This is a genomic window from Pseudomonas sp. CH61 (assembly GCF_059429415.1).
In genome coordinates this window covers 5,528,096-5,548,559 of record NZ_CM182098.1, presented here as the reverse complement: position 1 = coordinate 5,548,559, position 20,464 = coordinate 5,528,096, and the positions used below count along the sequence as shown (strand labels likewise).

At 59.9% G+C, this 20,464-nt stretch carries 16 protein-coding genes; 7 read left to right on the top strand and 9 right to left on the bottom strand.

Features of this window, described 5'->3' with window-relative positions; translation table 11 throughout:
* Window positions 1-37 precede the first annotated feature (37 nt).
* From alr to AC5SEM_RS25025, 4 genes are all read left to right on the top strand, one after another.
* Window positions 38-1,111: an alanine racemase gene (alr, locus tag AC5SEM_RS25040; protein WP_495471494.1), complete on the top strand. Its 1,074-nt coding sequence runs from the start codon at window positions 38-40 to the stop codon at window positions 1,109-1,111.
* A gap of 88 nt (window positions 1,112-1,199) precedes the next feature.
* Window positions 1,200-1,748, top strand: coding sequence for a cupin domain-containing protein (locus AC5SEM_RS25035; protein WP_008086779.1), 549 nt, complete (start codon window positions 1,200-1,202; stop codon window positions 1,746-1,748).
* Between the two features lie 181 nt (window positions 1,749-1,929).
* A complete protein-coding gene (locus AC5SEM_RS25030) occupies window positions 1,930-2,343 on the top strand; it encodes a c-type cytochrome (protein ID WP_064389547.1) in 414 nt (137 codons plus the stop codon).
* Between the two features lie 367 nt (window positions 2,344-2,710).
* Complete coding sequence (locus AC5SEM_RS25025) at window positions 2,711-4,633, top strand: acetyl-CoA hydrolase/transferase C-terminal domain-containing protein (protein WP_495471493.1); 1,923 nt, start codon at window positions 2,711-2,713, stop codon at window positions 4,631-4,633.
* A 131-nt stretch (window positions 4,634-4,764) separates the two neighbouring features.
* Here AC5SEM_RS25025 and AC5SEM_RS25020 read toward each other — a convergent pair whose 3' ends face one another.
* Both AC5SEM_RS25020 and rep read right to left on the bottom strand, forming a co-directional pair.
* Window positions 4,765-5,337 (bottom strand): xanthine phosphoribosyltransferase, encoded by a 573-nt coding sequence (locus AC5SEM_RS25020; protein ID WP_064116416.1) that lies wholly within the window; start codon window positions 5,335-5,337, stop codon window positions 4,765-4,767.
* A gap of 59 nt (window positions 5,338-5,396) precedes the next feature.
* Complete coding sequence (gene rep, locus AC5SEM_RS25015; RefSeq protein ID WP_116028506.1) at window positions 5,397-7,406, bottom strand: DNA helicase Rep; 2,010 nt, start codon at window positions 7,404-7,406, stop codon at window positions 5,397-5,399.
* A 262-nt stretch (window positions 7,407-7,668) separates the two neighbouring features.
* Here rep and AC5SEM_RS25010 point away from each other — a divergent pair, with 262 nt between their 5' ends.
* Window positions 7,669-9,342, top strand: coding sequence for a putative bifunctional diguanylate cyclase/phosphodiesterase (locus AC5SEM_RS25010; RefSeq protein ID WP_077575028.1), 1,674 nt, complete (start codon window positions 7,669-7,671; stop codon window positions 9,340-9,342).
* A 107-nt stretch (window positions 9,343-9,449) separates the two neighbouring features.
* Here AC5SEM_RS25010 and AC5SEM_RS25005 read toward each other — a convergent pair whose 3' ends face one another.
* Window positions 9,450-10,847 (bottom strand): NorM family multidrug efflux MATE transporter, encoded by a 1,398-nt coding sequence (locus AC5SEM_RS25005; RefSeq protein WP_495471492.1) that lies wholly within the window; start codon window positions 10,845-10,847, stop codon window positions 9,450-9,452.
* A 158-nt stretch (window positions 10,848-11,005) separates the two neighbouring features.
* Here AC5SEM_RS25005 and AC5SEM_RS25000 point away from each other — a divergent pair, with 158 nt between their 5' ends.
* Window positions 11,006-11,926, top strand: a complete 921-nt coding sequence (locus AC5SEM_RS25000; protein ID WP_495471491.1) for a LysR substrate-binding domain-containing protein — start codon at window positions 11,006-11,008, stop codon at window positions 11,924-11,926.
* Window positions 11,927-12,108: 182 nt separating this feature from the next.
* Complete coding sequence (locus tag AC5SEM_RS24995; RefSeq protein WP_077575026.1) at window positions 12,109-14,085, top strand: methyl-accepting chemotaxis protein; 1,977 nt, start codon at window positions 12,109-12,111, stop codon at window positions 14,083-14,085.
* Between the two features lie 12 nt (window positions 14,086-14,097).
* Here AC5SEM_RS24995 and AC5SEM_RS24990 read toward each other — a convergent pair whose 3' ends face one another.
* From AC5SEM_RS24990 to AC5SEM_RS24965, 6 genes are all read right to left on the bottom strand, one after another.
* Window positions 14,098-14,811, bottom strand: coding sequence for a phosphocholine cytidylyltransferase family protein (locus tag AC5SEM_RS24990; RefSeq protein ID WP_495471490.1), 714 nt, complete (start codon window positions 14,809-14,811; stop codon window positions 14,098-14,100).
* 7 nt (window positions 14,812-14,818) lie between these two features.
* Complete coding sequence (locus AC5SEM_RS24985; protein WP_495471489.1) at window positions 14,819-15,439, bottom strand: gamma-glutamyl-gamma-aminobutyrate hydrolase family protein; 621 nt, start codon at window positions 15,437-15,439, stop codon at window positions 14,819-14,821.
* Window positions 15,436-17,751, bottom strand: coding sequence for a PEP/pyruvate-binding domain-containing protein (locus AC5SEM_RS24980; protein WP_495471488.1), 2,316 nt, complete (start codon window positions 17,749-17,751; stop codon window positions 15,436-15,438). Before AC5SEM_RS24980 ends, AC5SEM_RS24985 begins: the two co-directional genes overlap by 4 nt.
* A gap of 6 nt (window positions 17,752-17,757) precedes the next feature.
* Window positions 17,758-18,507, bottom strand: a complete 750-nt coding sequence (locus AC5SEM_RS24975; protein ID WP_077575022.1) for a class I SAM-dependent methyltransferase — start codon at window positions 18,505-18,507, stop codon at window positions 17,758-17,760.
* Window positions 18,508-18,509: 2 nt separating this feature from the next.
* Entirely contained in the window at window positions 18,510-19,052 is a 543-nt protein-coding gene (locus tag AC5SEM_RS24970; protein ID WP_137218490.1) for an adenylyl-sulfate kinase, read from the bottom strand.
* Window positions 19,053-19,125: 73 nt separating this feature from the next.
* On the bottom strand, window positions 19,126-20,298 hold the full coding sequence (locus AC5SEM_RS24965; RefSeq protein ID WP_495471487.1) for a hypothetical protein: 1,173 nt from the start codon (window positions 20,296-20,298) through the stop codon (window positions 19,126-19,128).
* Window positions 20,299-20,464: the final 166 nt, after the last annotated feature.

Sequence of the window (20,464 nt, the reverse complement as noted above, 5' to 3'; positions counted from 1 at the left end):
GGTTTTTCTTCCCATGACCGCCTAGAAGTCTGCCGCCATGCGTCCTGCCCGTGCCCTGATCGACCTAGAAGCCCTGCGCCACAACTACCGAATTGCCCGCGAAGTCACCGGCGCCAAGGCGCTTGCCGTGATCAAGGCGGACGCCTACGGCCATGGCGCAGTGCGTTGCGCCCAGGCGCTGGAAGCCGAGGCCGATGGCTTTGCCGTCGCCTGTATCGAGGAGGCGCTGGAGCTGCGCGCCGCGGGTATTCGTGCGCCAGTGTTGTTGCTGGAAGGGATCTTTGAGGCCGATGAGCTGGCGTTGATCGTCGAGCACGATTTCTGGACCGTGGTGCATTCGTTGTGGCAGCTCGAAGCGATCGAGCAGGCGGCACTGAGCAAACCGATCACCGTGTGGCTGAAGCTCGATTCGGGCATGCACCGCGTCGGTCTACATCCAAAGGATTATCCGGCGGCTTATCAGCGCCTGCTGGCCAGCGGCAAAGTGGCGAAGATCGTGTTGATGAGCCACTTTGCCCGCGCCGATGAGCTGCACGCGCAGAGCAGCAGCGAGCAAGTCGCGGTGTTTGAAGCGGCGCGTCAGGGCCTGGCGGCGGAAGTCAGTCTGCGCAACTCGCCGGCCGTGCTTGGCTGGCCGCAGATTCACAGCGACTGGGTGCGTCCGGGCATCATGCTTTACGGCGCGACCCCGTTCGAAGAAGCCAACGCCGTGGCTGATCGCCTGCAACCGGTGATGACCCTGGAATCGAAAGTCATCTGCGTGCGTGAACTGCCGGCCGGCGAACCGATCGGTTACGGCGCCAAATTTATCACCGATAAGCCGATGCGCATCGGCGTGGTCGCCATGGGTTACGCCGACGGCTACCCGCGTCAGGCGCCGACCGGTACGCCGGTTTTGGTGGCTGGCAAACGCAGCCGCATTCTCGGTCGGGTGTCGATGGACATGCTCTGCATCGATCTGACGGATGTGCCGGAAGCCGACCTCGGTGCGACCGTCGAACTGTGGGGCAAAAACATCCTCGCCAGCGAAGTGGCGCAGTGGGCCGACACCATTCCGTACCAGATCTTCTGCAACCTGCGTCGAGTGCCAAGGCTCTATTCCGAGGGTTGACGCCGCTGCGGGGGCCAAGTGTTGTAAATACTGAACGCTGTCGCCATGATAACGCTCAATATTCTTACAACATCAGGAGGCTCGCGCCTTGGACGTCGGTGAACGACTGCAATCGATCCGCAAGCTCAAAGGGCTTTCCCAGCGTGAACTCGCCAAACGCGCGGGCGTCACCAACAGCACCATTTCGATGATCGAAAAGAACAGCGTCAGTCCTTCGATCAGTTCGCTGAGGAAGGTACTGGGCGGCATCCCCATGTCCATGGTTGAGTTCTTTTCCGAAGAAATCCTGCAGGAAGTCCCGACCCAGATCGTCTACAAGGCCAACGAGCTGATCGACATCTCCGACGGCGCCGTGACCATGAAACTGGTCGGCCGCGCACACCCCAGCCGCGCCATCGCCTTCCTCAACGAAATCTACCCGCCGGGCGCCGATACCGGTGAAGAAATGCTCACCCATGAAGGCGAGGAAACCGGGATTTTGGTGGAGGGTCGTCTGGAACTGGTGGTGGGTCTGGAAACTTTTATTCTCGAAGCCGGCGACAGCTACTACTTTGAAAGTACCAAGCCGCATCGTTTCCGTAATCCGTTCGACTTGCCTGCGCGACTAATCAGCGCAGCCACGCCGGCGAATTTTTAACAAAGAGGTGCCAAGCCATGATGGCAAAGGCATCCGGAGAGTTTTTCTACCGTGCGGTATAACCCCTTTGACTATGGGGTTGTTTCAGTGTGACGGGCTACCCGCTATACTTCCGCCCGCCTGCGAACCGTGGCCGCAGGCGTGAATAGCCACCATTGAGGGTGAACGCGTGAACCTAATTATGAAAATGCTGGCTGCACCAGCAACCGTACTGGCCCTCTGGGCTGTCAGCGCTCAAGCTGCGACGAATGACGACATTGCCAAACGCCTCGAGCCGGTCGGCCAGGTGTGTGTTCAAGGGCAGGAATGCAAAGGGATGGAGGTGGCTGCTACTGCCGGCGGCGGTGATGCCAAGACTCCAGATTCAATCATTGCCAAACATTGCAACGCTTGCCATGGCTCCGGCCTTTTAGGCGCGCCGAAAATCGGCGACACCGCCGCCTGGAAGGAACGCGCCGATCATCAGGGCGGCCTCGACGGTATCCTGGCCAAGGCCATCACCGGCATCAACGCCATGCCGCCAAAAGGCACCTGTGCCGATTGCACCGATGCTGACCTGAAGGGCGCGATCGAGAAGATGTCCGGCCTGAAATAAGCTGCGCTTCTGACGAAAAAAACCGTCCTCGGACGGTTTTTTTGTGCCTGCGATTCAAGAGCCCCTCACCCTCACCCCAGCCCTCTCCCAGAGGGAGAGGGGGCCGACCGAGGTGTCTTTCGCTATACATCGACCTGAAAGACCTTAGCGATTATGGATTCAGCACATCACTTTCACGTCGGCGTACCTCCCCAATATCCCCCACTCAGTCCCCTCTACCTCTGGGAGAGGGCTAGGGTGAGGGCAACAATTTCGAGTCGGAAAAACATTTCAAGAACAGCGCACACTCACTCTGAAGCTGTTCATTGCAGCAAACTCAAGGCAATCTCGGTCTACCCCTATTCACGGAACGGGCAGGAGGCTTCAGATGGTGCAGTTGTGTTCGATCGAACAGGCAGTGGATGACGTGCTGGCGCGCTTGCCGGCGCATATCCACATGGGCATGCCGCTGGGTCTGGGCAAACCCAATCACTTCGTCAATGCGCTGTACCGACGGATCAAAGACCTGCCCGAGCGGCAACTGACGATCTACACCGCCCTGTGCCTCGGCCGCCCGGCATTGGGTGATGGCTTGCAGAAACGCTTCATCGAACCCTTTGTCGAGCGCGTCTTCGGTGATTACCCGGAATTCGATTTCCTCACCGACCTGCACCGCGACAGCCTGCCCGCCAACATCCGCATCGAACAGTTCTTCATGCAACCCGGCAGCCTGCTCAACAGCGCCCCGGCCCAGCAGGATTACGTCAGCAGCAACTACAGCCACGCCGCCCGCGACATCAACGCTGCCGGGCTCAATCTTGTGGCGCAGTTATTGGCCAGCAGCAGCGAACACCCGGATCGCCTGAGCCTGAGCTGCAACCCGGACATCACCCTCGACCTGTTGCCGATGATCGCCAAGCGCCGCGACGCCGGGGAAACCATTTTGCTGGTCGGCCAGGTCCACACCGATCTGCCGTATATGCCCGGCGATGCCGAAGTCGACATCGATACCTTCGACCTGCTGATCGACGCCAAGGACAACAGCATGCTGTTTTCCACGCCGAACATGCCCGTCGGGTTTCAGGATCATTTCATTGGCTTGCACGCGAGTACGCTGGTGCGCGACGGCGGCACATTGCAGATAGGCATCGGCTCGATGGGCGATGCGCTGACCGCCGCACTGCTCGCACGTCAGGCGGATAACGCCGGTTATCAGGCCTTGCTCCATGACATCAATCTCAGCCAATGGGCGCGGTTGATCGAGCGCGAGGGCGGCACCGGACCGTTCGCCAAAGGCCTGTACGGCTGCAGCGAAATGTTCGTCAACGGCCTGCTGGTGCTGGCGGATGCCGGGATCATCCGGCGCAAGGTCTACCCGGATGTGCCGACGCAGGAACAGGCCAACGCCGGCACCCTCGACGAGGCGGCGCAGACTGACGGCATCTCGGTGCACGGCGGTTTCTTCCTCGGCCCGCGCAGTTTTTACGAGCGACTGCGTGAGTTGCCGCAAAGCAAACGCCTCGAATTCAACATGACCCGCATCAGCTACATCAACGAGTTGTATGGGCAGGAAGAGCTCAAGCGCTTGCAGCGCCTCGACGCGCGGTTCATCAACACCGTGTTCACCATGACCTTGCTCGGCTCCGGCGTGGCGGATCAACTCGAAGACGGGCGCGTGCTCAGTGGCGTCGGCGGGCAGTACAACTTCGTCGCGCAGGGTCACGCGTTGCACGATGCCCGTTCGATTCTGATTCTGCGCAGTTGGCGTGAGTCCGGTGGCGACGTCAGTTCCAACATCGTCTGGGAATACGGCCACTGCACGATCCCAAGGCATTTGCGCGATATCGTCGTGACCGAATACGGCATCGCTGATCTGCGCGGTAAAACCGATGCCGTAGTGATCGAATCGCTGCTGAACATCAGTGACTCGCGCTTCCAGCAAGGCCTGATCGAGCAAGCGCAAAAAGTCGGCAAACTGCCGAAGGATTTCCGCCTCGATCCGCGCTTTGCCGACAACACGCCGCAGCGCTTGCAAGCGATCGCCGCACGGCACAAAAACCTGTTTCCGGAGTACCCGCTGGGCTGTGATTTCACCGCGATCGAACGGGATCTGTTGCGTGCGCTGAACTGGCTGAAGAGCAAATTCAAACTCACCGAAATCCTCGAACTCGGCAAAGCCGCCCTCGACGCCCCCGAAGCATCGCTCTACCCCGAACACCTCGAACGCATGCAACTCACAAACCCGGAAGGCCTGAAAGAAGACCTCTTCCAGCGTTTACTGCTCACCGGCCTCAAGGCCACCGCGCAGTAACTGCCTGACCCAAAACAACTGTAGGAGTGAGCCTGCTCGCGATGGCGGTGTATCAGCCGACGAAAATATCAGCTGACACTACGCTATCGCGAGCAGGCTCACTCCTACAGGGGGATCGCGGTGCGGCTGGTTTATTCGATGAAGGTGACCACGCCACCCGTCAGCGATTTCACGCGGGCCAGCGATTCGACGCGGTAGCCCTGCGAGTCCAGTTCGGCGCGGCCGCCCTGGAACGACTTCTCGATGACGATGCCCAGACCGGCAACGGTCGCGCCGGCCTGTTTGATGATCGAGATCAGCGCTTGCGACGCCTTACCGTTGGCCAGGAAGTCGTCGATGATCAGCACGCGGTCGCTGCTGGTCAGGTGACGCGGCGAGATGGCCACGGTGCTTTCGGTCTTTTTGGTGAACGAGTAAACGGTCGCCGACAGCAGGTTTTCAGTCAGGGTCAGGGACTGTTGCTTGCGGGCGAAGATCACCGGCACGCCGAGGTTCAGACCGGTCATGATCGCCGGGGCTATCCCTGAGGCTTCGATGGTGACGATCTTGGTGATGCCCGAGTCCTTGAACAGCGTGGCGAATTCGTCGCCGATCAGCTTCATCAGGGCCGGGTCGATCTGGTGGTTCAGGAAGGCGTCGACCTTCAGGACCTGGTCGGAAAGCACAATGCCTTGTTCGCGGATTTTCTGCTGCAATGCTTCCATGAAGCTGTCCTCTTTTGGCGCTTTGTGCGCCGAAGGTCTAGTAAAAAAAGTGGTCAATTCTAGCGCTTTAACATCGCGCGTATATCAGCCAATGCGCTATTGCCACGCACGACTTTGACTTCGGTCGGTGTGTCGTCGTTGCCTTCCCAGGCCAGATCGTCTGGTGGCAGCTCATCGAGGAAGCGGCTCGGCGCGCAGTCGATGATCTCGCCGTACTGCTTGCGCTTGGCGGCAAAGGTGAAGGCCAGGGTCTGGCGCGCGCGGGTGATGCCCACATAAGCCAGTCGGCGTTCTTCTTCGATGGTGTCGGCTTCGATGCTGGAGCGGTGCGGGAGGATTTCCTCTTCCATGCCCATGATGAACACGTATGGGAATTCCAGACCCTTGGACGCATGCAGCGTCATCATCTGCACGCCTTCGGCACCGTCTTCCTCTTCCTGCTGACGTTCGAGCATGTCGCGCAGGACCAGTTTGCCGATGGCATCCTCGACGGTCATTTCGCCTTCTTCGTCCTTTTCGAGGGTGTTTTTCAACGCCTCGATCAGGAACCAGACGTTGCTCATCCGGTAATCGGCCGCCTTGTCGCTGGAGCTGTTGGTGCGCAGCCAGTTCTCATAGTCGATGTCCATGACCATGCTGCGCAGCGCCGAGATCGGGTCTTCGCCGGCGCACTGCTCGCGCACTTTGTCCATGAAACGCTTGAAGCGCGACAGGCGATCGGTGAAGCGGCTGTCCAGATGCTCGCCCAGACCGATTTCGTCGGTGGCGGCGTACATCGAGATCTTGCGTTCAGTGGCGTAGTTGCCGAGTTTTTCCAGGGTGGTCGAGCCGATTTCCCGGCGTGGCACGTTGATCACCCGCAGGAAGGCGTTGTCGTCATCCGGGTTGACGATCAGGCGGAAGTAGGCCATCAGGTCTTTCACTTCCTGGCGGCCGAAGAAGCTGTTGCCACCGCTCAGGCGATACGGCACCTGATGGTGCTGCAATTTCAGCTCGATCAGCTTGGCCTGATAGTTGCCGCGATAAAGGATCGCGAAATCGCTGTACGGGCGGTCGGTGCGCAAGTGCAGGCTGAGGATTTCCATGGCCACGCGCTCGGCTTCGGCGTCCTCGTTGCGGCAGCGGATCACGCGGATCTCGTCGCCGTGGCCCATCTCACTCCACAGCTGCTTTTCGAATTCGTGCGGGTTGTTCGAGATCAGCACGTTGGCGCAACGCAGGATGCGACTCGTCGAGCGGTAGTTCTGCTCGAGCATCACCACTTTCAGCGATGGATAGTCTTCCTTGAGCAGCATCAGGTTTTCTGGGCGCGCGCCGCGCCAGGCGTAGATCGACTGGTCGTCGTCGCCGACCACGGTGAACTGGTTGCGTTTGCCGATAAGCATTTTCACCAGCAAATATTGGCTGGCGTTGGTGTCCTGGTATTCGTCGACCAGCAGGTAACGCACCTTGTTCTGCCACTTTTCGAGGATGTCGGCGTGTTCTTCGAAGAGTTTTACCGGCAGCAGGATCAGGTCGTCGAAGTCCACCGCGTTGAACGCCTTGAGCGTGCGCTGATAGTGGGTGTAGACGATGGCGGCAGTCTGTTCCTTGGGATTGCGCGCGTTCTCCAGCGCCTGAGGCGGCAGGATCAGGTCGTTTTTCCAGGCGCCGATCATGTTCTTGATCTCGTCGACGCCGTCTTCGCCCGCGTATTCCTTCTGCATGATGTCGGTCATCAGGGACTTGACGTCGGTCTCGTCGAAGATCGAGAAACCGGGTTTGTAGCCCAGCCGCACGTGTTCCTTGCGGATGATGTTCAGACCGAGGTTGTGGAACGTGCAGACGGTCAGGCCACGCCCTTCGCCGGCCCGCAACAGGGTGCCGACCCGCTCTTTCATCTCGCGCGCGGCCTTGTTGGTAAAGGTCATGGCGACGATGTACTGGGCGCGGATGCCGCAGTTCTGGATCAGGTGCGCGATCTTGCGCGTGATCACGCTGGTCTTGCCGGAGCCAGCACCGGCGAGCACCAATAGAGGGCCGCCGACGTAGTTCACGGCTTCTTGCTGCCGGGGATTGAGTCGGGACATACGAAAATTCGGGAGTCGTTGACGAAATGGGCCGGCATTTTAACAGGCTCAGCGATTTGTGCTGCTCTGTCCGACTTGTGACGTACCACGCGATTCAAATTTGCCGGTTTTGTTACTTTCGCGGAGGATGCGCGGTGATTTTGCGGCTAATGTTCTCATTCGTGACACAAAATAACGTTTTGATAACCGTTGTCATTTGGTCATTGAACGGCGCAACGGCATAATGCCCCGCCCACATCATTGCAGAGTCTAGGGAGCTAGCTTGTCTACGCCTGTCGAACCCTTGCGTTTGCTGCTACTGGCCGAAGAGCCAGCGTGGACAGCGTTATTGCGCGAGTGTCTGGCTCCGATGGGGAGCGCGGCGGTATTGATCAGCGCGCCGAGCTGGGATTCGGTCAGCAGTTTGTTCGAAGACAACCGCAATGCGGTGTTGTTGACCCTTCCGGCATTGCAACCGGCACCGGGCCGTTGCAGCCTGCCGACGGTCTTGCTGCTGGAACATGAACCGGACACCGCGCCGGTTGGCGTCAGTGACTGGCTGGTGTTCGACGCTCTCGACGCCGGCATGCTACGCCGTTGCCTGCGCCATGTGCGCGAACGCGGCGTTCTTGAAAATACCCTGCAACGCCTGGCCGAGCAGGACCCGCTGACCGGTATCGCCAACCGTCAGGGTTTCCAGACCTTGCTCGCCGCCCGTCTCGCGGAAAACGACGGACGCGGCCTGGCCCTCGGGCATCTCGATCTCGACAACTTCCGTCACGCCAACGACGCGCTTGGTCATCAGGCCGGCGATCGGTTGATCCTGCAAGTGGTCGCACGGCTGAAAAGCCAGCTGGAGGCCGGTGATCAACTGGCTCGGCTGGGCAGCGATGAATTTGCCCTGCTGATCGACACTCGCCGGGCGCCGCAGCGCGCCGAATGGATGGCTGAACGCATCACCGAAGCGCTCGCCGAACCTTACTGGGTCGACGGCGAAAGCCTGCTGATCGGCTCCAGCCTCGGCATCGCCCATGCCCGTGCGCAGGGCGGCGCCGACCCGCTGATGTGGCACGCGCACATCGCCATGCAGCAGGCGAAAAGTACGCAGGGCTGCACTTTTCATATCTTCAACGAACGCATCAACCGCAATGCGCGGAGCATGGCTGACCTCGAAAGCGAGCTGCGCCGGGCCTTGCGTCGCGATGAGCTGGAGCTGCATTACCAGCCCCGCCTGAATCTTGCGGACGGTCAGATCGTCGGTCTCGAAGCGCTGGTACGCTGGCGTCACGGCGAACGCGGCCTGCTGCCGCCGAGCGAGTTCGTGCCGCTGGCCGAGCAGAGTGGCTTGATTGTGCCGCTGGGTTACTGGGTGATTTCCCGGGCCTTGCGCGATATGCAGGCCTTGCGTGAACGCGGTTTGCCGGCACTGCACATGGCGATCAACCTGTCGTTCCGGCAGTTTCAGGACAGTCAGTTGTTGCCGACGCTTAGTCGCTTGATTGCTGAGCGCGGTGTTGAAGCGCAATGGCTGGAGTTTGAACTGACCGAAACCGCGGTGATGCGCCGCAGCGATCTGGTCAAGCAGACCATGGACGCCCTCGGCCGTCTCGGCGTGCGTTTCTCGCTGGATGACTTCGGCACCGGGTTTTCCTCGTTCGTGCACCTCAACAGCTTGCCAATCACCTTGCTGAAAATCGACAAGAGCTTTGTCGGCGGCATGGAGCAGCGCGAGGAGAACCGCAAACTGGTGCACGCGATGATCAATCTCGCGCACAACCTGCATCTGGAAGTGGTGGCGGAAGGGGTCGAGACGCCGGAACAACTGGAGCTGCTGCGCGGGTTTGGTTGCGATCAGGTGCAGGGTTATCTGATCAGCCGGCCGTTGCCATTGGCGGAACTGGTTGAATATCTGACGTTTGGCTCAAGCCAGCAGTCTGCCCTTGAAATCGTGAGCTGAACACATAACCAATGTAGGAGTGAGCCTGCTCGCGATAGCGGTGTGTCAGAAATGATGAGTTGTCTGACACACCGCTATCGCGAGCAGGCTCACTCCTACAAGGGATCTCAGTCGGTCTGCGGGACAGTGAACTGACTTGATGACGCAGGCTCCAGCCGAATCATCCGCTTCATCTTCCATTCAAACGCCAGCGTCAAACTCACCGCCGCACACGCCAACCCCAGCGCCAACCCCCACCAGACGCCCGTCGGCCCCCAGTTGAGGTGGAACGCCATCCACCACGCGGCCGGTGCACCGATCAGCCAATAGCAGCCGAGCCCGACCAGAAACGTGGTCTTGGCATCCTTGAGCCCTCGAATGCAGCCCATGGCAATCGTCTGCGTGCCGTCGAACAACTCAAACCACGCCGCCACCGCCAGCAGGCTCACCGCCAGACGAATCACCTCGGCAAACGCCGGATCGTTGTGATCGAGGAACAACCCGACCAACTGATTCGGCAGCAACCAGAACACCATGGAGAAACCCAGCATGACCACGGCGCCAAAGACGATCCCGACCCGCCCGGACATCCGCGCATCGCTCAATTGCCCGGCACCGTAATGCTGGCCGACACGCATGGTGATCGCATACGACATGCCCGCCGGCACCATGAATGCCACCGAAACAATCTGCAGGGCAATCTGGTGCGCGCCCAACTGCGTGCTGCCCATGGTGCCCATGCACAGCGCCGCGAAGGCGAACAAACCGACCTCCACCGCGTAGGTGCCGCCGATTGGCAGGCCGAGACGCCACAATTCTTTGAGATATTGCCCGTTGGGTCGCGACAAGCCTGCACGCAATGGATAAGCGTCATACGCCGGATGCCGACGGATGTGCCAGGCCAATGCCAACGCCATGCAGTTGGCAACGATTGCCGTGACCAGTCCGATCCCCGTCAGGCCCATTTTCGGCAGGCCGAACATGCCGGTGATCAGCGCGTAATTGAGCAGGAAATTCGCCACCGTGCCGGCAAGGCTGATGACCATCACCGGGGTTGCCCGGCCGATTGCACTGGTGAAACCGCGCAGGGCCATGAAGCTCAAATAACCGGGCAGGGCGAAGGGCAGGGCAATCAGAAATTGCCCGGCAGCGTTTACGTTGGTTTCGGTCTGGCCGAACAACAGCAAAACCGGTTTCAGGTTCCACAACAGCAGCCCGGCGCCCAGCGCCATCAGCCACGCCAGCCACAACCCGGCCTGGGTCAGCCGTGCGGCGCCAATGATGTCGCCGGCACCTTTGCGAATCGCCACCAGCGTGCCGACCGCCGCAATCACGCCGATGCAGAAAATCGACACGAACGAATAAGTCGCCGCACCCAGTCCGCCGCCAGCCAACGCTTCCGGACTGAGGCGCGCCATCATCAAGGTGTCAGTCAGCACCATCAACATGTGCGCCAACTGTGAAGCAATCAACGGCCCTGCCAGCCGCAGGATGGCCCAGAGTTCGGTACGCACAGGATGCTGCATGGTCATCACCAGTCGATTTCAGAGGGAACAGGAGAGCGTTGATTCTCGGCGCTTGGCAGGCGTTGCACAAAGGGATAAAAAGGATGGATTGCATGAGTAAAACTCATCCTGAGTAGATTCTGTCAGTCCGGCTGCATCCCGCTATAGGAGCTTTCTGTATGTCCCGTCGTCTTCCTCCCTTGTATGCCCTGCGCGCATTTGAAGCGGCGGCACGGCACAGTTCGTTCACCCGTGCGGCGGAAGAGTTGTCGATCACCCAGAGCGCAGTCAGTCGGCATATTCGAACCCTGGAAGATCATTTCGCTTGCCGGCTATTCCATCGCAGTGGTCGCAACCTGCAGCTGACCGAAGCGGCGCGTTTGCTGTTGCCGGGAATCCGCGAAGGCTTCGGTGCGCTGGAGCGGGCCTGCAATACCTTGCGCGCCGAAGACGACATTCTGCGCATGAAGGCGCCGTCGACCCTGACCATGCGCTGGCTGCTGGCGCGGCTCAGTCGCTTCCGCCACTTGCAGCCGGGCAACGAAGTGCAACTGACCAGCGCCTGGATGGATGTCGATTCGGTGGACTTCAACGATGAGCCTTTCGACTGTGCTGTGTTGTTGAGTGACGGGCATTTTCTGCCGGACTGGGAGGCCAGCCTGCTGTTTCCTGAAGAGCTGATTCCGGTGGGGGCGCCTAACCTGCTGAACGATCAGCCGTGGGATCTGGCTCGGCTGGCCTGTACTGAGTTACTTCACCCGACACCCGACCGTCGCGACTGGCGCAGTTGGCTGGAGCAGATGGGGCTGTCCGATCAGGTGTCGCTCAAGGGCGGGCAGGTGTTCGATACCCTCGAGTTGGGGATGATCGCAGCGGCGCGCGGCTACGGTGTGTCGATGGGCGATCTGTTGATGGTTGCCGAGGACGTCGCGCAAGGACGCCTGAGCCTGCCGTGGCCAACGGCGGTCGCCAGCGGACTGAATTATTACCTGGTGTGGCCAAAAACCCGTCCGGGCGGTGAACGTTTGCGCCGCCTCAGCGACTTTCTGCAAGGCGAAGTCCGCGCCATGGAACTGCCGGATGTAAGACGCTTGAGCTGAAACGTTCGAGCCGCCACAATGCCGGCCTTGTGCCATAACCCTGCTGCTCGCTCAAGTATTCGGCTTTACCGCCGAATACGTGCATGTGGAACCGTCGTGCCGGTATCCACGATTCACCCCCACTATTAAAAATTATCCGAGCTGCGATCAAGGAGGATCGGAAAGTTCGGCCAGGAGCTGTCATGTCTCAACCTCGCGCTCGGATCGCCTCACAGTTAGGCCTCGCCCTCGCCGTGATACTGGCGATAGTCATCAGTGGCAGTACGGTGTTCGCCTTGCGTTCGCTGGATTCCGCCAACCTCGCCACCCGTGAAGAGCATCTGGCCAGTGAGGCACGGCTGCTGGCCGACCAACTGAGTACCTTTCACGGCACGCTGCGTGAAAGCACCCAGCGCCTGAGCGGGTTGTTCGAGAAGCGCTTCAGCGCGGGTCTGAGCATTCACCCGAGTGAACCGGTGACGGTGGCAGGCACCCAGACCCCGGGCTTGCACCTGGGCAGCGAAGTCTTGAACAACAACTTCAAGGAAGTCGACGAGTTCAAGCAAATGACCGCCGGTGTTGCCACACTGTTCGTGCGCAGCGGCGAAGACTTCGTACGGGTCAGCACCTCGCTGACCAAACAGGACGGCACTCGCGCCATCGGCACCTTGCTCGACCACGCACACCCGGCCTACGCGAAGCTGATGGCAGGACAGGGGTATGTCGGTCGCGCCTTGCTGTTCGATCGTTCCTACATGACTCAGTACACGCCAGTGCGTGACGGCAGCGGCAAGGTGATTGCAGTGCTGTTCGTCGGCTTCGATTACACCGACGCGCAGAATGCCCAGTTCGATAACCTGAAGCGCTTCCGCATCGGCCAGACCGGTTCCCTGGCGCTGCTCGACGAGCAAAACAAATGGCTGGTCGCCCCGGCGGGTGTGCAGGCACTGGATCAGGCGATTCCGGTGATCAATGGTCTGGCGAAAACACCGGGCAAAGGTCAGTTCTGGGACGACAAGTCCGAGGATTTCTACAGCGTTGCCGTGCCTTTCGACGGCGGGCCGTGGTCGGTCGTGGCGAGCATGCCGAAAGCCGAGATTCGCGCGGTGACTTGGAGCGTCGGTACGCAATTGGCTATTGGCAGCCTGTTGGCGATGTTGTTGGCGGTCGGTTCCGTAGTCTGGTTGCTGCGCAGCAAACTGGCACCACTGAGCGATCTGGTACGTCAGGCCGAGGCCTTGGGCGCCGGTGATCTGAGCGTGCGTCTGAACGTCTCGAGCAACGACGAAATCGGTCAGCTGTCTCGCGCGTTCAATCAGATGAGTCAGGCTTTATCGACCATGGTTGAGCACATCCGTCGTGCCTCGCAAGAAGTTAACAGCCGTGCGCAGGCGTTGTCCGGTTTGTCCGGCGGTGCTTATGAGGGCATGGAGCAGCAGTCTGGCGAAATCACCAGCATGGCCGGTGCGGTGGAAGAGTTCAGCGCAACCTCGCTGAACATTGCCGACAACATGGGCGCGACCCAGCGTCTGGCGCAGGAAAACGCTCAGCAAACGCAGATTGGTCGCAGCTCGATGGAAGAAGCGTCGTCCTCGCTGGAGCAAATCGCTGGCGCCCTGAACAGCACCGCCACCGTGATCAACACCCTCGGTCAGCGTTCGCAGGAAATTGGCGGCATCGTCGGCGTGATTACTTCGATTGCCGAACAAACCAACTTGCTGGCACTCAACGCCGCTATTGAAGCCGCCCGTGCCGGCGAACAAGGACGCGGCTTTGCCGTGGTTGCGGATGAAGTGCGCAGCCTCGCCTCGCGAACTCGCCAGGCCACGGATGAAATTTCCAGCATGATCCACAGCATCCAGCAGGAAACCGGCAACGCGATCAGCACCATGGAACAGGGCAATGTGCTGATGCAGGAAGGTCTGTCGCGTAACGCCAATGTCGCCTCGGCGCTGGCGCGCATCGATGAGCAGAGCCGTTCGGCGGGTCAGCAGTTTGCCGCGATTACCACGGCGACTCAGGAGCAGAGCAGCACAGCGACCTTGCTGAGCAGCAACCTGCAAAGCATTGCCATGGCTAACAGTGAGCAGCGTGAAGTGGTGTCGAATCTGGCCGTGACCGCCAAGGAACTGGAAAGCCTGGCGGCCGAACTGCGTCAGGAGGTTGACCGCTTCCGTTAAGACGCCGGCGCCTTATTGATACACCGAGAGGTCTTCACTGGAGTCGACCTCTCCCCATTCGCCGGTGTAGGCGACGGCTTCAATCGGCACACGACCGGCATCGATAACGCGTTGCAGGGTGTTGGTCATGTGCATGCTGTCACGTTGCTGCGGCGACAGTTCGGCACGCAGCCGTACGACTTCCGCCCAGCCTTCGGGCGTGAAGCGCAAAAGCCCCATGTACTGCCCCTGAACATCGTCCACCGATTGCGGCTTGTTGCCGATTTCGGCCAATGTGTGCGTGGCGCTCAGGCGAAAGGTTTCGGCATCCAGCAACGGGTCGCCGAAGCGCTCGGTCCACAGTTGCAACCAGTTGGGATCGTAGGTTACGGCCAGCGTTGCTTCGCAGTTGATCAACGACTGCACGGCAACAGGGCTGTAGAAAATATCCGAATAGCTGACGATGCACGGCTCGCCCTGAAGCCAGGACTCGGCGCAGGCCAGTGACGAAACCATGTTGGTTTCGGCCCAGCGCGGGTTGTGAAACTCGCTCAGACCACGCCCTGCCAGCAGCTCGCGCTTGTAGCCGGTCACCACCGCGATGTCGCTGATACCCGCTGCCCGCAATGACTCCAGCTGCCATTCCAGCAGCGGTTTACCGCGCAATTCGACCAGACATTTTGGACGTTCATCGGTGAGGCTTTTCATGCGGCTGCCACGTCCGGCAGCCAGAATAATGGCTTTCACAACAGGTCTATCCCGTGAGTTCTTCAGTGGATTCGGTTTCGCCAAACAGTTGCTGCAGACGCTGAAGGTCGTGCGACGCGAAATCGTTTTCACGCTCCGGGTGCCACATCCAGCCCTGCCACGGTCGTTGCAGGTGGCGGATCGCTTCGATTTCGCCGTCCTCGCTGCGCGCCAGCACCTCGAACCCGGGCGGGCAATCGGCGAGGGCGAGGGAGTGATAGCTGTTGACCTCGGCGGCGATCTGCCCGGATAACTGATGCCGGGTGCGTACATGGCCGGTGACCGGTTTCAACGAGACACCCGACCAGTGCGCAAGCATCTGCATACCCCGGCAAATCCCCAGCAACGGCAGATGGCGCGCCTGTGCGTGGTCCAGCAGCCTGCTTTCGGTGAGGTCGCGAGCCGGGCACTGACCGATGTCATTGCCGCCCGACAGCACGATGGCTTGCGGGTTTACCGCCGCCAGCCAGCGGTCGAGGTCATCGGGTGATTTCCAGTCGTTGGGCACTGGCACAGGGATAAAGCCTGCCGCCAGCACAAACGCGATCAGGCGCTGATCCAGCGCGTCACGGCTTTCGCCGCGCTCAGGGTGTGTGTCGACACGCTGGCTGATCGCGGCCACTTTCATGACATCAGCTCTACTCGGCGCCCCGGACAATCGAGGTGCAGAAAGTCCGCCGTCGACCAGCGACGGTAGAGCACTTCGCCGGCGCCAATCACCGCCGGCAAACCAAGTTCACCGGCACGGATCGCCATGTGCGAATTGGCCCCGCCCCACGCGGTGATCAGCCCGGCAATCGGGTAGGCGAACAGCCAGTCAAACCCCGGATCGGCATTGGGAATGCAGACGATCGCCCCGGCAAGCTTTTCCCGGTCATCACACAGCACCACCGGCGCGGTCACGCGTTTTTGCGTGATGAAGTTGGGCGCCGTTTCCGGCCACTCGAAACACCAGACATCTTCTGGGCAGGTGATCACCGGCGGTAGCGACACCTTGAGCGTTTCGGCGTAACGCGCCTTGCCCTGTTCGATGCTGCGCATCAGCACTTCCTTCGGATCTGCTGCGGCGACATGCAGCTCCTGGAAGGCGCTGATGTCGCAATAGGCCAGATCCTCACGATCAATGCCGTACTGCGCACCGACCTGCGCGATCAGCGCCAAGGCATCGGAGAGGTTACGCGTGAAGTGAAACTTGGCCAGCTCGCGCAACTCGATGCCGTTCTGCAGGAAGTCCAGCAATCCCACCGGATCAGGCTGCAGGCCATGGGCTTCGAGCTGTTTGACGATTTCGCGCATCTGCGGCAGCGTCAGGGAAAACGGTCGCAGCGGTTCCGGCGCGGCGGGGCTTTGCGTCCAGTCGAAATACAGCTCCGGCGCCTCGTCGTAACGCGGCGAGAGGATGTCGTAAGTGCCCGGTCGCAAATGCCCGTAACGGGCGAGGAACGTGGTTTTGTCGAGGGTGGCGCGGTCACGGGCCAACTGCCCGCTGACCGTGGAAACCCCGGCCATGAACGCATCGTAATCCGCCTGCGAAAACACGCCGACGCTGACCAGCGATCGCAGCATCTGCACGGCAACAAACCCGGCGCGGGCCAGCCCGGCGAAGGGCAGCGTGCCGTAACGCTTGGCATCCTCCAGCAGCCAATAGATGCGTTCGAGCGGATCGGCATTGGAGGCCAGCAGCTCTTCGCGACGAGCGTTGAGCACCTCGAGCTTGTTGGCATCGCTGCGCCACAAACCGTCCTTGGGGTGCACGATGCGGTTGGTCAGCTTGCGCAGACTGGTGCTGATGGCGTCCAGTTCATGCTCAAGAAAACCGGCACTGCGCAAACGTTCCAGTTGCTGCGACAAGTCGAGGGTGTAGCAGGAGAAAACGATCTCGAACTCTACCTTGTCGTGCAGCGTCGGTTCCGCCAGCAAGCGATCGATGTAGTAATCGACCAAGCGCCCCGCCAGTCCTTCATCAAGATCGGCCGGAATAAACGAGTTGAACGACAGGCGCACGTCGATATACGGCAGACCGAAAAAATGCGGCATCAGCGGGAAGCTGCGCAAGTTACGGTAGCCATAGTTGTGGCGCTGGTAGGCCCAGATCGAGTCAGTGACCAGATCCCGATACAACGAAAGCGCCAGCGGTTTGGGCCGGATACCGATGATCTCGGCCGGGTTCCAGTCGGGCATTACGCCGTACACCGTGCGCTGACCGATCAGAAATGGATGCGGACGCATGCCGCGTTCGACTTTGCTCTGAATGCTTTGCAGGCGGGCGAACTGGGTGGCCGCAGACTCAGGCGCCGTCGGCAGAATCAATGGCCGGGCTTGCAGCAGCCAGAGTGTCTCGCCTTCAGCATCGCGGGTGACTGCGAACTCGCAGTCGACCGGCCGATCACCAAACAGGCTGAGCAATTCCTCGAGCAAGGCCACCACCGGTGCGAGCGACGCGGGCGCTGCCACTGCACTGTGCGCCGCCTGCTGCCAGAGCCGCCCACCCATGCCGCCAGTGACGGCGGCGGTGTCATCGCCCTCCGACCAGTTCACCACGCGATACGGTGCGCAGGTGTTGGGGTCGTGAGAGAAGGCCACGCCGGAGCGCAGCACATTGCCGAGCATTGGCTGAATCAGGATCTCGTCAGTCAGGTGCACATCGCCGTAACTGGCGATGACCTGTTCGATCGCCGAGACCAGTCCAGCCTCATCGACATTCGGCACCGACAGGAAAGCGCCGGCGAATGACGCCTGCGCACTGTCCTCGCGTCCGCAACTGGAGCGTACGATCCACGGAGCGCTCGGCAGCCGACGCTGGATGTTCTCAACGCAGGCGCGCTGATCCAGTTGCCAGTCCGCCACAGTGAACGCCAGCAACGGCGCAATGTGCGCCGAGGCGAGCTGCCCTTGCAGGCTGGTCAGGGTGCCGGCCTTGGTTGAGAAATGCAGGGCCATCAGCGGTTATCTCAGTTGAGCAACCCAGATGTTGGTCGAGTACGGAATCTGGATCGACGGCGTCTGCAGGCTTTTCAGGTAGTCGTCGATGGCCGCGATCACTTCATGGAAGCTGGCGCCAGCCTGACGTTCCAGCGTGGCGTGCGAGCGCCAGGCTTCGAGGCATTCTTCGATCGACTGCTCGTGAATCACGCGGGCATCCAGATGCACGACCGGGCCGAACAGTTCGCTGGCGTCGATCACGGCAGTCTGGTCTTCGCGACGGGTGCCGTAGCCATAACCGGCCACGCGCTCTTTGATGATCGCTTCGATGCGCGCCTGGATCGGGTCTTCCAGATTGCGGTGGTTCCACATGCAGGCAAACCAGCCGCGCGGCTTGAGAATGCGCGCGGTTTCCTTGAGGGCCTGCTGACGATCGCAGACGTTGAAGGAGCTGCCGAAGGTGACCATGTCGAACGCTTGCGTCGACTGGCCGGTAGCTTCACCGGTGCCTTCGTGCCATTTGACGTTCGGCAGTTCGGCGGTGCGCTTGATGCCATTACCGCGCATCGCGTCGTTGGGTTCTACCGCTGTGACATCCAGGCCGCGGGCGGCCAGCATCAGCGTCAAGTGCGCAACACCCGCGCCGACGTCGCAGAACTTGTCGCCTTGCTCGGCACCGGCAATCGACAGCATGGCGTCGATGGCCGCGTCGGCGTAGTCAGGGCGCTTCAAATAGGCATCGGCTAGGGTGGTGTAGTCCCATTCGGTTTTCATAGTCAGTTCCTTCGAAGAATTTTAGGGAGCAAATCATCGGCCAGACGTTGGCTGGAGCGTTCGCGATTGAACTCAACCAGGCAGTCGGCGGCCAGCGGTTCATCAATGGCCAGGTCGAGCCCGGCAACGTTGTGCAGTTCGCCTGCATCGAAACGGCGATAGATGTCCTTGGGGTCGCGACGACGCAACTCCTCGACGGGCACCTTCAGATAAATCTCGAAATATTTGGGCAGGTGGGCGCGGTTCCACTCGTGAACCTCGCGAAACAGCGAGATCGTGGCGATCACCACGGTTTGTCCCTGTGCAGCGATCATTTTGCACAGACGAGCGTATTGCAGAGCGAGGGCCAGGCGACCTTCGCGGCCATGGTTCTGTGAGTTGGCAGCGGCTGCGCCGAATACTTCGCGCAATTCATCGCCATCGAGCATGACCACCGATCGTCTTTCAGCACGCAGTCTGGCAACCAATTCACCGGCCAGCGTTGATTTGCCCGCTCCTGAAAGGCCCGTAATCCAGATTACCTGTCCACCCGCATCACATTTCATAGTGTTCTGACTTGTGTTCGATTCGAGTGTATCGGCAGGCTGTTTCCTCGCATGAGGTCAGGCCTGCGTTATTTTACTGTTTGCCCCGCTCGTTAATGTCCCCGAAAGAGTCAATCGAGAGCGGGCAATACTTCGACTCGTGCCGGTATTCAATCAGGTCGTGGAACACTTCCTGAGGCAGGGGCAAGTCGCGGTATTGTGCCTGGTAGAACTTGTTGTATATGTAATAGCTATCTTCCGGTTTCAGCAGGCTGAACCCTAGTGCCATGTCTCTGAGCTCATTGCTGCTTCTGGCAATTGGCAACAGGTTGTCCATTTGCTTTAGCCAGGCGTCGACCGTGAGATTGCTCTCTTCGGTAAAGGGCACGTAATAAATCGGCAGCTTGCAGGTGTTGAGCATGAACGAAACGCCACCGGTGGATGCATCGGTGATGACCGTGTCGCATTGTGCGTAGAAAACCGTGCTGCTGGTGCCTGCCTTGTCGATGGTTATCCAGTCATGGGCAGACAGTTGTTCGCACAGATCCTTCACGGTCGGATGGGAAAGTTCGGCCATATACGGACGCAAGATGAAGGTTGCGTGGGGAATTTGCGACTTGACTGCATTGATGACGGTCTGCAGGTTTTCATACAGTGTCGCCCCGTTCGGGCAGATACCCACTTGGGTCGGCAGAAGCCCTACGACATAGTCGTCCGAGGTTTTTTTCGAAGGCGGTGATGATTCAAAGATGCCGGGAATCTTCACCGGCAGCGTAGCCACCGGGCTGGTGATGCGCATGTCCGAACGCAAGGCCAGCCCATCGATCAACATTGTTTTCAGGGCCTTTCTGTCGCGACGGTATGCCTGCAGCCCGGCCGTCATCAAATCAAAGCCCGACCGGGAAGAGGAGATGATCGCATCCCAGTAAGAGGTCAGCTCAGCGTAGTAATACTTGTCTTTGGTCGGCATCCCGACATTGCCGTGGCTGATGAAGATGCCAAAATTTGAATGGTCCAGCAGACGCCCGGCGTAGGCATCATTTGAGATGACAACCTGCGATTTCAGGCTCGCAATGAAGTCATTGCCAACCTGCCTTACCGGGTAATCGAGGACGGCTTCGACTTCCTCCCGGCTTGAGCCGGTGCGATCAGTATTGAGGACGACACAGTTATATTTTTCTCGAAGCGAGTTGAGCGCCGGGATCAGATACTCGAGATATGTTTTGCCACCGTCCGCCACGTTGCTGAGCAAATAAACTGTTTTCATAATGAAGTTTTGCTTTTTTAGTTGTTTAAATAAGGCCAATGTCAAACGGAGTAATAACGTCGGGCGAGGGCTTTTTTAGTTGTCTGGATTTAAGCTAATGACCAGATACACGCACCCAGGCCAGGTTTGGCCTGGATTATGAATACACTGGTTGATCGAGCGGCTT

Excerpts from the sequence above, each read along its gene's own strand:
- alr (WP_495471494.1), top strand. The coding sequence starts at position 38 with ATGCGTCCTGCCCGTGCCCTGATCGACCTAGAAGCCCTGCGCCACAAC.
- AC5SEM_RS25030 (WP_064389547.1), top strand. The coding sequence starts at position 1,930 with ATGAAAATGCTGGCTGCACCAGCAACCGTACTGGCCCTCTGGGCTGTC.
- AC5SEM_RS25025 (WP_495471493.1), top strand. The coding sequence starts at position 2,711 with ATGGTGCAGTTGTGTTCGATCGAACAGGCAGTGGATGACGTGCTGGCG.
- AC5SEM_RS25020 (WP_064116416.1), bottom strand. The coding sequence starts at position 5,337 with ATGGAAGCATTGCAGCAGAAAATCCGCGAACAAGGCATTGTGCTTTCC.
- rep (WP_116028506.1), bottom strand. The coding sequence starts at position 7,406 with ATGTCCCGACTCAATCCCCGGCAGCAAGAAGCCGTGAACTACGTCGGC.
- AC5SEM_RS25005 (WP_495471492.1), bottom strand. The coding sequence starts at position 10,847 with ATGCAGCATCCTGTGCGTACCGAACTCTGGGCCATCCTGCGGCTGGCA.
- AC5SEM_RS25000 (WP_495471491.1), top strand. The coding sequence starts at position 11,006 with ATGTCCCGTCGTCTTCCTCCCTTGTATGCCCTGCGCGCATTTGAAGCG.
- AC5SEM_RS24995 (WP_077575026.1), top strand. The coding sequence starts at position 12,109 with ATGTCTCAACCTCGCGCTCGGATCGCCTCACAGTTAGGCCTCGCCCTC.
- AC5SEM_RS24985 (WP_495471489.1), bottom strand. The coding sequence starts at position 15,439 with ATGAAAGTGGCCGCGATCAGCCAGCGTGTCGACACACACCCTGAGCGC.
- AC5SEM_RS24980 (WP_495471488.1), bottom strand. The coding sequence starts at position 17,751 with ATGGCCCTGCATTTCTCAACCAAGGCCGGCACCCTGACCAGCCTGCAA.
- AC5SEM_RS24975 (WP_077575022.1), bottom strand. The coding sequence starts at position 18,507 with ATGAAAACCGAATGGGACTACACCACCCTAGCCGATGCCTATTTGAAG.
- AC5SEM_RS24970 (WP_137218490.1), bottom strand. The coding sequence starts at position 19,052 with ATGAAATGTGATGCGGGTGGACAGGTAATCTGGATTACGGGCCTTTCA.
- AC5SEM_RS24965 (WP_495471487.1), bottom strand. The coding sequence starts at position 20,298 with ATGAAAACAGTTTATTTGCTCAGCAACGTGGCGGACGGTGGCAAAACA.